The organism is Pseudomonas aestuarii (genome assembly GCF_027988105.1).
Taxonomy (GTDB): Bacteria; Pseudomonadota; Gammaproteobacteria; order Pseudomonadales; family Pseudomonadaceae; genus Aquipseudomonas; species Aquipseudomonas aestuarii.
The window spans coordinates 56,739-69,622 of record NZ_JAQJZJ010000002.1 but is presented as its reverse complement, the minus strand read 5'-3'; the positions used below and the strand labels follow the sequence as shown (position 1 = coordinate 69,622).

The following is a 12,884-nucleotide window of genomic DNA, read 5'->3' as shown; positions in this document are numbered from 1 at the left end:
TTAGGCCTCGCTCAAGTTGAGCATCCGCTCTAGGGACGCACGATCATATTTTTCGGCCACATAGTTGTCAATTTGGTCGATGTTCGCATGGTATGAACGGTGTGATCCGTCATTGTCCTTCTGTAGCAGATCGACCCGGATAGCCTTGCCGAACTGCCGCTTCAAGCGGTTGACTACGTCACGGGCGGCAAAGTACTGCTGGATGAAATGCTCAGGCCGGATACGCCGCCCTTCAGCCGCCTCGCGAGCGCGGACAAAATCCCACGCGAACTGCGGCTCCTGATACACATACAGTATCTGTACAAAACGCAGTTTATCCAGGGAACGCTGCAGATTTTTTTCCGCCACCTCATAGTTCGACAAGGTGCCATCGAGCAAAAAGCTCTGCTTCTGTTTCAGCGCCAGGTCGTGAATCTTTTCCACGAGGATGGAAATCGCACGCTGGAACAGCCAGGAGTTGTCGCCGGTATAGCCAGGCAGCTCGTTGCGTAGTTCATCCGGGTCAATCCGCAGCACCCGGTTGCCATTCTGCTGGTACAGCTCTAGTAGCTCAATGGAGGTTTCTGTCTTGCCTGCGCCCGGCGAGCCGGCCATAAACACCGAAACCGGGTCATCTTCCGGCAGGAAAATGGTCGGATCGGTCAGGCGCTTGGCGATGGCTTTTTTGTTTGCCTTAGCAAACGCCAGGGCCTCGGCCTCCAGCTGCTTTTCCTGATCCGTCATGCTCATCCTGGTGTCAAACATGGGATTCGTCGATTCCTTTCCGGCGAGAAGGCAGAGTTTACATGGGCAGCATTATGCGGGGCGCGGGGCACGTTTTGCAGCAGATAAACCTGGCGCAACTCAGGCAATGGCGGCCCCTGGATGGCATCCAGGCAATCAGCGGCAAACCCCCAGGGCAGCCCGGCCCACTCCTACGGTTTCATTAGTTGCAGATCCCAGATATTCACGTATGACTGTGCATGCCGACCCCGAATGGTTTTGACGTCCTACTGGTGGTCGAGTGGCACGTTGTCTATGTCCTCAGCCGTGGCGGCTCTTCTGAACACCCGATCTCTCGCCATAAACGCTTCCAGCATGTGCGGGATGAGCGTCAGGGCATCAACCTCTTCTCCATACGCTTGTGAGTGCACTGCCGCATAGCGTTCAAGGTCGGCCTTCAGGCCGGCCGGACAGGTGAACGTCACTTTCAGGTTCTCGGTCTTCGGCAAGGGGCCGAGACGCAGCTTGTTCGTGTTCATTGCGGGTTCCTCTGCTGGATAAACAAGGGCTGATAGGGACGTAACACCAGGTCGCGGTTGACGATCACGCGCAGTGGCAACCCTGGGCGCTGGGTCAGCGTGGGCTGGATATCGAGATTGCGCCGGGTGACCTCCTGGCCGACCTGGTTCACCGTGTCCTGCAGGCTGTCGCGCCCGGCGATGATGATTCGGTCGCCGTCGGTGCGGTTGGCAGGAGCCGCCAGTTCGGCACCAATACCCAGCAGGCTGGTCATGGCCGCGCCGGCGACGATCCGATCCCAGTGCCAGTCAACGCCATCCTCCAGACCGGCATAGCCGGCGGTGTCGCTGCTAACCAGGTTGTCGAGTTGGAAGGACGAGGTGTCCGGTAGGATCACCCGCTGCCACACCACCTGTACGCGACTCTGGCCGTAGCTCACCTGGCTGTTGTAGCGGCCCAGCAGACGCGAACCCTGAGGGATCAGCACATGTTGGCCGGTGGCGCTGTCGTAGACCGATTCGGTCACCGTGGCGATTACATCGCCCGGTAGGTCTGACTTGATACCTGTTACCAGGGCAGCAGCGAGCACCGTGCCGGCCATGACCTGGTAGGGCGAGTCGGGCATTTGCACAAATCCGGAATTACGGATTTGTGGGGATACGGATTTACTGAGAAACGCCTCTTTCTGCTCCTGCCGGTTCTGCGTTGATCCGGCGCTTGCAGGTAGTGCGGCAGTCGAGGCGGGCCCGGCCGCCATGGGGTCGAATCCGGCCAGTTGCGAATGTACCGGCCGGCTTTCGGTCGGGGTACCCGCACCTGCTGTCCGCCCGCCACCCGAGCGGAAAAATACGGAGGACAGCGCTGCTTCTTCGGCTTCCTTGAGCCTGGCCAGGCGCTCGGCCTCAACCGGGTCAGGGCCAGCATGGCGGTAGTCATAGCCTTGGGTCTGCTGCTCGGCCCTGAGGATGGGGCCACCCAGATCGCCGGGCAGGGGTGGCCCCAGTTGCGGTACTGCGGGTGCCGAGGGTGACGGCAGCTGCGAGTAGTCGGCGGGTAACTGCTCCAGCCCCTCAGAACGGGCTACGCGGTCGACGTTGTACAGCTCGGCTTGCTCGGAACCTTGCCGACGCTGTGGTGGCTGCAGTGACCAGAGCATGGCGCCGAGCACTGCCGTGGCCAGTCCACCTGCGAGGACGGCTAGCATCCGCGGATTGAGACGGGTGACCGGGCGCGGCTGCGCACGCAGTTCGAGACTTTCCGGGGCCACCTTGGGCGGTAGCTCTGCTGGCTGGGTGTCTTGAACGTTATCGACAGCGCTCATGCTCAGGGCCTCCGTGCTACACCATCGGTGCGCTCGATCCGCACCACGTCGCCCTGGTCTGCACCGAGGCGCAACTCGGCGGCACCGAACAGCCGGTCCACGATGTAATAGGGCGAGCGGAAGCGGTAGTTGACTAACTGGCCGTCGCCCTCCGGGCCGATGACGAACAGCGGCGGCAGTTCGCCTTGGGCGATGCCCGCAGGAAACTGGATATACACCTTCTGACCGTCGTCGAACGCGCGCAGCGGCTGCCATGGCGGATTGCTGCCATTGATCGCATAGCGGAAGCGCACCCGATCCAGCGATAGGTCAACATCGACAGGTGCTGCCGCCTGAGCAGCGTTGGCCCGACGCTGCAGTGCGAGCATGCGATCTTTGGGGTAATCCCAGGACACCGAGGCCATCCAGGCCTGCTCGGTGGACGTCAACTCGATCAGGTAGGTGCGCCGCGTCGTGGTGATGACCAGGTTGGTCTTGAGGTCGGAGCGTGTGGGTTTGACCAGCACACTGATGCGAAGCTCATCACCACTGCCGCTGGAGGTGTCGCCAACGATCCAGCGCACGGTGTCGCCTGCGGCCACGGTGACCAGATCCTCGCCGACCTGCAGGTTGATCACGGTCACGCGGCCTGGACTGGTGTACACCTGATACAGCGCGCCATCGGAAAACGGCCACACCTGAATGGCGTTGATATAGCCCTCCTGGGTTGGCGCAATGCGCGCGTCCCGGTTGGCACGTGAGACACGCACCTGCTCATCGGCTGGCTCCTTGGCAGGGGTGGTCGGCCTGGTATCTGGAAGCGGTTTCAGCTGCGCCGGTAAGGCCAGTGGCTGCGGTACTGCCACCACCTCGATGGGTTTGGGTGGTTCCGGCAGGCGCTGGGCTTCCACCGGCTCGTCCAGGGCAATGGTAGGCGGCGGTTTACCCTGGCTGGCGCAGCCGGCCAGCATGGCCAGCAGGAGAGGGCAGGCGCAAAGGTATGCGGAGGTTTTCATGGGTTCTTGGCTCCTTGCGTAGTGTCCAGTTCACGGCTCCACGACAGGCCGTTGACGTAGATGCCCAGGGGGTTGCGGCGCAGCTTTTCCTCGCTACGCGGAGGCTGCAGCACGATCGATATCACCGCGGTCCAGCGTTCCAGGCCAGCAGACGAACCATTCACATAGCGGCGCTCGTTCCAGCGCACCTGGAACGAGTTGTCACTGGCACGCACGACACTGCTCAATTCGACTGTCACCGACTCCTTGCCGACCCGGGTGAAGGGATCGTTGGCGCGGGCGTAATCGTTGAGCGTCGCAGCGCCCCGGTCGGTGGTGTAGTGGTAAGCCTCCAGCCAGTTCTGCCGCACCACCACCGGGTCGATAGATAGCGAGCGCACCAGACTGATAAAGCGCGCCAGGTGGTGAGCCATCTGCGCATCGTTGGGTTGGTAAGGGCTGGCCGCCTCGCCAACGGCCCGCACCTGGCCGGCACTGTCGACCTCCACCACATAGGGCGTGACCATCGACTGGGCCGAACGCCAGACCAGACCACCAGCCATCAGCAAGGCCAGGCTCAGGCAGCCGAAGGCCATCAAACGCCAGTTCTTCGCTTGCGCCAGGCTCGTGCCCATGCGTTGGTCCCAGACCTGCGCTGCTGCCTGGTAAGGCGTTGCAGGTAGCGGGGTGTCGCTGTAACGCACCTGTGGGCGTTTGAATCGCATGCTCGTTCTCCTTCACGAATTCGACGGGTCGCGCACCTGTGGTTCAGGGGCTGAGCCGCCGCCATCACCACCACGCAGGGTGTGGGCAACGGTGGTGGCGGCATGGGTGAGTTGTTGCTTGCGCTGCAGGCGTTTGGCCCAATCAGGTTGCTTGGCGGGCGTTCCTGACGTGGTGCTCGCGGCGGAAGCGCTGCCTACTGTTGCTCCTGCGGGCTGGCTCCCCTGGGGCAAGGCGGTGTTCGCCGTTTGTGCACCGCCCATGGCCAGGCGCGCTGCGCCCGGAGCCATACGTGCGCCGGCCATCACGGCGCCGCCGACGCCTGTGGCAAGCGCCGCGGCTCCAGCCGCCATCCCTGCAGCGCCAAGGGCAGTGCCAGCGGCTGCTCCGGCACCGAGTTGCGGTGCACCGGAGACCAGGCCGGTGGCGATACCCGGGCCGAAAATACCTAGGCCCAGCAGTGCCAGGGCGGCGAGCATGACTACTAGCGCGTGATCGATTGAGGGCTTGTCCGTCAACGCCTGGAACTCGGCAAACAGACCGGAGCCGATGCCTACTATCACCGCCAGCACCAGTACCTTGATGCCCGAGGAAACCACGTTGCCCAGCACCTTCTCAGCGAGAAAGGCGGTCTTGTTCCAAAGCGCGAAGGGCACCAGGACGAAGCCGGCGAGGGTGGTCAACTTGAACTCGATTAGCGTGACGAATAACTGGATGGCCAGGATAAAGAAGCTGATCACCACCACAGTCCAGGCCAGGAGCAGGACAACGATGGTGTCAAGGTTGCCGAAGACTTTGGGGAAGTCGCTGAGGTTGCTGATTTGCTCCAGCATTGGTCGGCCAGCTTCGATGCCGATGGACGCCAACCGTCCGGGCTGCAGAAACTCGGCTTGGGTCAGCGCGGATCCTGAGGCAAGCAGGCCCAATCCGGCGAAGGAGCGGAAGATGATCCCGGCCAGGGTATTGAAGTTGCTGATGATAAAAGCGAAGGCTCCGACATAGAGGGTCTTCTTGATCAGCTTGCTGGTAACGTCCTCTCCACCCATGGCCCAGAACAGGCCGGCCAGGGTCATGTCGATCACCACCAGAGTGAGGGTGAGAAAAGCCACCTCGCCGCCGAGCAGGCCGAAACCCGAGTCGATGTAGCGCGAGAACACATCGAGGAAATGATCGATCACGCTGACATCGTTCACTGCACGTCCTCCTCGAAACTTGCGGGGATGGCTGGCAGGCTTTCGGGCGTCTGGAACTCACCCGGTAGAGCGCAGCCGGAATAAAAGCGCTGATGCCGGGGCGCGTGCTGCCTGGCTTCATCGGGTGCGCCGCCACGGCCACAGGCAGCCAGTACGAGCAGAACCGGTATCAGCAATGGAGCTTTCATCGCGCCCACCCCTCTACCGGTAAAACTGCACGGGATAGGGGGTGTAGGGCGTACCGCTGCCCATAAAGCGCCGCCGCAGTTCGCGGGCTTCCTCTGCCGCTGCGGCCTGGCGCGCCAGCTCTAGGGCGATGGCGCGGTTCTGGGTGATCTGCAACTGCTGCGCCTGGATCGACTGCTTGGCCTGCAGGGCCAGCAGTTGGTTGGTGGCCTGGCTGGCCTGCAGTGCGCCGCTGGCCGACTGACTTCGGTCGACCAGGTCGGCCAGCACGCTCTCGTCCTGGGCCAGGTTCTGCGCCACCTGGGCTTGCATGCGCATGGCGGTCTGCAGGCCATCAAGCCCCTGCTTCCAACGTGCGCGCGTGTCCTGTGCCATGCGCTCGTCACTGACGGAGCTGGTGTATTCGGCCGGATACAGACGGGTAAACTCCTGGTCCAGACGCTGTACGTCAAATGCCAAACCTTGAGCCTCGGCCAGCAATCGCTCGGTGCTGGCCAGGGTCGTGCGTAAGCGATTGAGCACGTTGACGTCCAGGGTTTCCAGGTTGCGGGCCTGGTACAGCAACATCTGTGTTTCGTTCTGCAGTTGGCTGGCCTGGTTGTTGATCACCTCCAGGGTGCGCACCGCCGTCAGCATGTTCTGCACCAGGTTGGTCGGGTCGATGACGGTCATTGCGCTCGCCGGCTGGAATCCCAGCAAACCTAGGGTCAATAAGGCGGCGATTGGCGTAAGGCGGGCGCGAGGCGTCATGGCAGTTGCTCCTTGAGTTGCGAGGTATGGGAGGTGAGCAGGTCGGCGGCCCAGCCAAGCCCACGGTGGCGTAGCCAGGCGGGCGCGAAGCCCGCGGCATCAGAGCCCTGCAGGATCTGGCTGATTTCGCGCTGCTCGGCTGGGCTTGCAGCTCCTGTGAATGCCAGCGCCACCGGCCCCAGGTCGAGGTCGAATAGCCGGTTGCCCAGGCGCGATTGGTAGTAGTAATCACGCTTGGGTGTGGCTTGGGCGATGATCTCGATCTGCCGGTTGTTGAGCCCGAAGCCGTGGTAGATGCCGCGTATTTGCGGCTCACTGGCCTGAGGGTTGGGCAGGAAGATGCGACTCGCGCAACTCTCGATAATCGCGGCGGCGATACTGGAGTTCTGGATATCGGCGAGCGATTGGGTGGCAAAGATCACCGAGACATTCTTCTTGCGCAGGGTCTTGAGCCACTGACGTATGCGCGCCGCAAAAAGCGGGTCGTCGAGAAACAGCCAGGCTTCGTCGAGGATCAGCAGGGCAGGAGCCCCGTCGAAGCGCGCCTCGAAGCGGGCGAACAGGTAGCTGAGTACGGCCGCTACTGCCGCCTTGCTGTGCATCAATTCTTCCATCTCGAAGCACTGCACGTCGGCTGCACCCAGACGATCCGTGTCTGCGTCCAGCAGCCTGCCGTGAGCACCGCCCAGCACATAAGGTTGCAGGGCCTGACGCAAGGCGTTGTCCTGCAGCAGCATGCACAGCCCTGTCAGCGTGCGCTGCGCCTCAGGCGCACCGGCCAGGCTAGTGAGGGCCGTCCAGATGGCTGCTTTTTGGTCCGGGCCGACGGCAACGCCCTCATGCAGCACGCGGCCTTCAAGCCACTCGGCGGCCCAGGGGCGATAGCTGTCCTGATCGATGCGCGCCAAGGGCTGGAAGGCCAGGTCGCCATCACCGCCCAGGTCGTAGTGCTCGCCACCCAGGCCCAGCACCGTCGCGCGCAGCGAACGACCCATGTCGAAGAGAAACAGGCGTGAGCCGGGGTAGCGGCGGAACTGCATGGCCAGGGTTGCCAGCAATACCGACTTGCCCATGCCGGTCGGCCCCACCACCAGAGTGTGGCCGACGTCGCCGACGTGGGTGACCAGGCGGAAAGGCGTAGCCCCATCGGTACGGGTCACCACCAGCGGCGGGCCGTCGAGGTGGGCGTTGCGCGCAGGGCCGGCCCACACCGCCGACAACGGCATCAGGTGCGCCAGGTTGAGTGAGGAGATGATCGGCTGGCGCACGTTGGCGTAGGCGTTGCCCGGAATGGACGACAGCCAGGCTTCCACCGCATTGAGACTTTCAGCGATGGTGACGAAGCCTCGGCCCTGAATCACCCGCTCGATGAGACGAAGCTTCTCGTCGGCTACCAGAGCGTCGGTGTCGCTCACCGTAACGGTCACGGTTATGTACCCGAAGGCGATCTGATCGGCTCCGAGTTCCTGCAGGGCCGCATCGGCGTCGCTGGCCTTGTTCGAGGCGTCGCTGTCGACCAGCGGGCTTTCCTGCTGAAACAGGGTCTCGCGCAGCAGGGCCAGGACACCCTTGCGCTTGGCGAACCACTGCCGGCGTAGGCGTACCAGTTCCTTTTCCGCCTCGTCCTTGTCCATGCAGATGAAGCGGGTTGACCAGCGATAGGCGATACCCAGTCGGTTCAGGTCATCCAGCAGGCCGGGCCAGGTCGAGGTTGGGAAACCACGCACCGAGACCACGCGCAGGTGCTGCTCGCCCAGTCTGGGTGCCAGGCCTGTGCTCAGCGGGCAGTCGGCAAGTAGGGCGTCCAGGTGGAAGGGTACTTCAGGAACAGCAACGCACTGCCTGTGAGTCGACACCGTGGCGTGCAGGTACGTCAGCGTCTGGCAATCGTCGAGCCAGCCGACTTCTGGCATCACCCCCTCGAGCAGGTCGTGCAAGCGAGCCGTCTCTGCCATGAAGGCGGCCAGTCTCTCGCGCCAGTCGACGCCGCGCTGCGTCTTGTGCTCGTAAAGCAACCCCGCAGCACGCGAGCGTGATTCCTCGTGTGGCAAGTAGAGCAGCGTTAGGTGATAGGCGCTCTCGAAGTGGCTGCCTTGCGCCTCGAAGGTGGCGCGGCGCTCTTCGTCAACCAGCCAGGACAGCGGCTCGGGAAACTCGCTTGCCGGGTAACCGGCAGCGGTCAGGCGTTCAGCCTCGATGAACAGGGCCCAGCCCGAACCAAGGCGACGTAGGGCGTTATTCAAGCGCGCAGAAGTGGCTGCCAACTCGCCCGGAGTGGCGCTGTCCAGGTCTGGCCCGCGAAAGCGCAGGGTGCGCTGGAACGAGCCGTCTTTGTTGAGTACGACCCCAGGGGCGACCAGTCCGGCCCAGGGCAGCCAGTCGGCGAGTTGCGCAGGGCGGTGGCGGTATTCGGCTAGGTTCAGCATGGCGTCCCCCTCATACGTCAAGCAAGGGGCGATGTTTGATGTGCCGAGCGAAGACCTGCAGGAACTGCGGATCCAGCCGGGCACCCCAGACGGCCAGCGAGTGGCCGACCAGCCAGAGCACCAAGCCCGGTATCCACAGTTGCAGGCCTAGCCCGACTACGGCGGCCAAGGTGCCGTTGAGGATGGCCACGTTGCGCGGCGCACCACCAAGTAGGATCGGCTCGGCCAGAGAGCGGTGCAGTGGCACCTCGAAGCCCGCGATGAAATCGCTATCGATATTCATGCGATTACCGCCCCGCCGGCAAAGCTGAAGAAGCTCAGGAAGAAGGAGGAGGCGGCGAAGGCAATGGACAGGCCGAAGACGATCTGGATCAGCTTGCGGAAGCCGCCACTGGTATCGCCGAAGGCCAGGGTCAGGCCGGTGACAATAATGATGATCACCGCCATGATCCGCGCCACCGGGCCTTGCACCGAGTCGAGAATCGATTGCAGCGGTCCCTCCCAGGGCATCCCGGAGCCGGCTGCGAAAGCCTGAAAGGCAACGCCCAGTAGAAGCGCGCCCACTGTCAGCGTACGAGCAGACAGGCGTCGGTGGATGGGCCGGACAAAGGCTGCGGTCATTGCTGTTCTCCGAAGGCGGTGGGCAGGGCTTGAGCGGGATCGGTGGTCTCGAGCCGGTAGCCGAGTTCGTCGTGTCCGACGACGCGGGCGATTTGCTGGACATGGCGGGCGCGGCCGCGCCCGGCGAGAAAAACCACCAGGTTGACTGCTTCTGCGATCAACGCGCGGGGGGCGGTCATGGCGACCTCGAGAATCAGTTGCTCCAGGCGCAACAGGGCTCCATGGGCGGAGCCGGCGTGGACGGTGGCAATACCACCTGGGTGGCCGGTGCCCCAGACCTTGACCAGGTCCAGCGCTTCGCCGCCGCGCACCTCGCCGACGACCACTCGGTCGGGACGCAGGCGCAGGGTGGTGCGCACCAGGTCGGCCATGGACACCACGCCGCAACGGGTTCGCAATGCAACATGGTCGTGGGCGCAGCACTGCAACTCGACTGTGTCCTCCAGTACCAGAACGCGGTCACCCGTACTGGACACTTCAGCGAGCAGGGCATTGGCCAGGGTGGTCTTGCCGGTGCTGGTCCCGCCGGCCACAAGGATGTTTTGCCGGCTGAGTACTGCGCCACGCAGGTAGTCGGCTTGCGCTGGCGTGAGAACTCCGTCCGCCACGTATTGGGTCAGCCGTATCACGCTCATGGCGCGTTTACGCAGTGCGAAGGTCGGTCCAGATACGATGGGTGGGAGTAATCCTTCGAAGCGCTCGCCGGTTTCCGGCAGTTCGGCGCTTAGCAGCGGCTTGCCACGGTGCACCTCCGCACCTATGTGTGCGGCGACCAGGCGGATGATGCGCTCGCCGTCGTCGGCTGAAAGCGTGCCCAGCATTGCCCGGCCGCTGGAGAGGCGGTCGAGCCAGAGCTTTCCATCGGGGTTGAGCATGACTTCCACCACGTCGGGGTCTTCCAGCGCAGCGGCGATCAGCGGGCCCATCGCCGTGCGCAGCATGCGGGTGCGGCGATCCAGGGCGGTAGCCGCCGCCAGCGTTGCGTTCGAGGCGCCGGTCATGGCTGCTCTCCCGAGGCTTCGGATCTATCCAGCCATTGGGCGTCAGGCTGGATCTCTTCCTGTACGTCCCTGACCAGGCTTCGGCCGCGCTGCAGGTGGCGGCCCAATTGCTCGACGAACTGGGCGAAGCGCAGCTTGCCTTGAGATCGTGCGGCGTCCTGGTGTGCCTCGGGCACCGGCGTGCTGACCGTAAGGTAGTAGCGCACATAGAGCGCCATGGTCTCGATCAGAATGTTCTGATCGCGCTCCAGTCGTTCGAACTGGCGAGACAACCGATCCAGGCGCTTGGCAATGGCCGCCTCACGCTGGTCACCGGAGTCCGGCGATAGCCAGGAGGCGAGCGCTGCGGCAATGATCGAGGACTTCGACACACCTTTCTTGATTGCCAGCTCGTTCAGGCGCTTGGCGTGCTCCGGTTGGATGAACAGGTTCAGTCGGGCTCGGCTCATAGGGCTATTCCGTCGTCAGGGTCTAGGGCGACCAGTCGGTCCGCGCGCAGCAGTCGCGGATCGAACTGGGAGGGGAAGGGCGCGGGGGCGTCGTCCTCGTCGAGGAGAAACAGGTCGCTGGCCGGGTCTTCGGGATCCGGCAGGTCGGCGATCTCCGTCAGTTCGGGCTGGCGACGTGGGCCGCCGTCGTCGAGGGATCCGCCGTTATGGGTTCCTGCAAGTGGGACGGCAACGGCTGCCGGTGCTGCCAGGGCACTCCAGTCATCTGCTCGGGCCGCTGGGGCATCGGCGTATCCGCCAGGCTGCAGCTGCGGGGGCGGCAGCACCCGGCGCTGGAAATTAGCGTCGGCGAAGTAGCGCAGCTTCTTCGCCCTGATCGGCGCATGGCCGGAGAGCATCACCACCGACTCGTCGTTCGGCAGTTGCATCACCTCGCCCGGCGTCAGCAGAGGACGTGCGGTCTCCTGGCGCGACACCATCAGGTGCCCTAGCCAGGGAGCCAGCCGGTGGCCGGCGTAGTTGCGCTGCGCACGCAATTCGGTCGCGGTACCGAGCGTCTCGGAGATGCGCTTGGCGGTGCGCTCATCGTTGGTGGCGAAGGTCACCCGCACGTGACAGTTGTCGAGGATCGAGTGGTTCTGGCCGTAGGCCTTGTCGATCTGATTGAGTGACTGAGATATGAGGAAGGCGCGCAGCCCGTAGCCAGCCATAAAGGCCAGGGCCGATTCGAAGAAATCCAGCCGACCCAGCGCGGGGAACTCGTCGAGCATCAGCAGCAACTTGTGCCTACGTTCGATGCCGTCGGCACCGTCCAAGGATTCGGTCAGGCGACGCCCGACCTGATTGAGGATCAGGCGGATGAGTGGCTTGGTGCGGCTGATGTCGGAGGGCGGCACCACCAGGTACAGCGAGACAGGGTGTTTGGCCGAGATCAGGTCGGCGATACGCCAGTCGCAGCGTGAGGTTACCTCGGCCACCGTGGGGTCGCGGTACAGGCCAAGGAAGGACATGGCTGTGGAAAGCACACCTGAGCGTTCGTTCTCGCTCTTGTTGAGTACCTCGCGGGCAGCGGATGCCACAACCGGGTGAGGCGTCTCACCGAGATGAGGCGTGGTCATCATCCGGTGCAAGGTCAGCTCGAAGGTGCAGGCTGGGTCTGAGAGGAAGTTGGCGACGCCGCGCAGGGTCTTGTCGTCGCTGGCGTAGAGGACGTGCAGAATGGCACCGACCAGCAGTGCATGGCTGGTCTTCTCCCAGTGGTTACGTTTTTCCAGGGCGCCTTCCGGGTCGACCAGGATGTCGGCGATGTTCTGCACGTCGCGCACCTCATGGGTGCCGCGACGTACTTCCAGCAGGGGGTTGTAGGCTGCCGAAGCCGGGTCAGTGGGGTTGAACAGAAGGCAGTGCGAGAAGCGCGAGCGCCAGCCTGCGGTCAGGCTCCAGTTTTCGCCCTTGATGTCGTGGATAACCGCAGAGGCCGGCCAGGAGAGCAGGGTGGGCACCACCAGACCAACGCCCTTGCCCGAGCGTGTTGGGGCGAATGCCAGAACATGTTCGGGGCCTTCATGGCGCAGGTACTGCTCCTCAAAGAGACCGAGGAAAACGCCTGCAGCTCCAGTCAGCCCGGCCTTGCGTACCTCATTCGTATCGGCCCAGCGCGCCGAACCGTAGGTGGTAACTCGTCGCGCCTGGCGGGCGCGCCAGATGGCCATGCCGATTGCCACCAGCACAGCCACGAGGCTGCTTCCCGCAGCGATGGTCCCGCCGAAGTTGAAGATGTCAGGTGCGTAGGCATCGAAGAAGAACCACCACTCGAACAGCCGCCAGGGGTGGTAGATGGGGGTGCCGAGCAGTTCGAACCACGGGGCACCCAGGCGAACTTGGTAATCAAGCGCCGCCGCCGTCCATTGGGTAGCGCTCCATACACCTGACAGGGTGATGGCCAAAACCGCCAGCACATGGCCGTACAGCACTGTTGTCGCTTGCATCCGTGAACCCAACCTCTTTGGCAAAATGCAC

At 63.6% G+C, this 12,884-nt stretch carries 14 protein-coding genes; all 14 read right to left on the bottom strand.

What is annotated here, in order from left to right:
- Positions 1-723 carry a zeta toxin family protein gene (locus tag PH586_RS04195; RefSeq protein WP_407691637.1) on the bottom strand — a complete coding sequence of 241 codons (723 nt, stop codon included), beginning with the start codon at positions 721-723 and terminating at the stop codon, positions 1-3.
- Positions 724-989: 266 nt separating this feature from the next.
- The gene (locus PH586_RS04190; protein WP_271346524.1) at positions 990-1,241 is read right to left on the bottom strand and encodes a DUF2274 domain-containing protein; all 252 of its coding nucleotides are present in this window, start codon (positions 1,239-1,241) and stop codon (positions 990-992) included.
- The gene (locus tag PH586_RS04185; RefSeq protein ID WP_271346523.1) at positions 1,238-2,542 is read right to left on the bottom strand and encodes a TrbI/VirB10 family protein; all 1,305 of its coding nucleotides are present in this window, start codon (positions 2,540-2,542) and stop codon (positions 1,238-1,240) included. Before PH586_RS04185 ends, PH586_RS04190 begins: the two co-directional genes overlap by 4 nt.
- 2 nt (positions 2,543-2,544) lie before the next feature.
- Positions 2,545-3,537 carry a P-type conjugative transfer protein TrbG gene (gene trbG, locus PH586_RS04180; RefSeq protein WP_271346522.1) on the bottom strand — a complete coding sequence of 331 codons (993 nt, stop codon included), beginning with the start codon at positions 3,535-3,537 and terminating at the stop codon, positions 2,545-2,547.
- Positions 3,534-4,241 (bottom strand): conjugal transfer protein TrbF, encoded by a 708-nt coding sequence (gene trbF, locus PH586_RS04175; protein ID WP_271346521.1) that lies wholly within the window; start codon positions 4,239-4,241, stop codon positions 3,534-3,536. Before trbF ends, trbG begins: the two co-directional genes overlap by 4 nt.
- 12 nt (positions 4,242-4,253) lie before the next feature.
- Positions 4,254-5,432 (bottom strand): P-type conjugative transfer protein TrbL, encoded by a 1,179-nt coding sequence (gene trbL / locus PH586_RS04170; RefSeq protein WP_271346520.1) that lies wholly within the window; start codon positions 5,430-5,432, stop codon positions 4,254-4,256.
- Positions 5,429-5,620 carry a hypothetical protein gene (locus PH586_RS04165; protein ID WP_271346519.1) on the bottom strand — a complete coding sequence of 64 codons (192 nt, stop codon included), beginning with the start codon at positions 5,618-5,620 and terminating at the stop codon, positions 5,429-5,431. Before PH586_RS04165 ends, trbL begins: the two co-directional genes overlap by 4 nt.
- Positions 5,621-5,633: 13 nt before the next feature.
- Positions 5,634-6,368: a P-type conjugative transfer protein TrbJ gene (trbJ, locus tag PH586_RS04160; RefSeq protein ID WP_271346518.1), complete on the bottom strand. Its 735-nt coding sequence runs from the start codon at positions 6,366-6,368 to the stop codon at positions 5,634-5,636.
- On the bottom strand, positions 6,365-8,794 hold the full coding sequence (gene trbE, locus PH586_RS04155; protein WP_271346517.1) for a conjugal transfer protein TrbE: 2,430 nt from the start codon (positions 8,792-8,794) through the stop codon (positions 6,365-6,367). Before trbE ends, trbJ begins: the two co-directional genes overlap by 4 nt.
- Positions 8,795-8,804: 10 nt before the next feature.
- Entirely contained in the window at positions 8,805-9,077 is a 273-nt protein-coding gene (locus tag PH586_RS04150; RefSeq protein WP_090505757.1) for a VirB3 family type IV secretion system protein, read from the bottom strand.
- On the bottom strand, positions 9,074-9,415 hold the full coding sequence (locus PH586_RS04145) for a TrbC/VirB2 family protein (RefSeq protein WP_271346516.1): 342 nt from the start codon (positions 9,413-9,415) through the stop codon (positions 9,074-9,076). The genes PH586_RS04150 and PH586_RS04145 overlap by 4 nt, the downstream gene beginning before the upstream one ends.
- A complete protein-coding gene (gene trbB, locus PH586_RS04140; protein ID WP_271347041.1) occupies positions 9,412-10,356 on the bottom strand; it encodes a P-type conjugative transfer ATPase TrbB in 945 nt (314 codons plus the stop codon). Before trbB ends, PH586_RS04145 begins: the two co-directional genes overlap by 4 nt.
- A 56-nt stretch (positions 10,357-10,412) precedes the next feature.
- On the bottom strand, positions 10,413-10,865 hold the full coding sequence (locus PH586_RS04135) for a ribbon-helix-helix domain-containing protein (protein ID WP_271346515.1): 453 nt from the start codon (positions 10,863-10,865) through the stop codon (positions 10,413-10,415).
- Positions 10,862-12,853 carry a conjugal transfer protein TraG gene (locus tag PH586_RS04130; protein ID WP_271346514.1) on the bottom strand — a complete coding sequence of 664 codons (1,992 nt, stop codon included), beginning with the start codon at positions 12,851-12,853 and terminating at the stop codon, positions 10,862-10,864. Before PH586_RS04130 ends, PH586_RS04135 begins: the two co-directional genes overlap by 4 nt.
- Positions 12,854-12,884 lie beyond the last annotated feature (31 nt).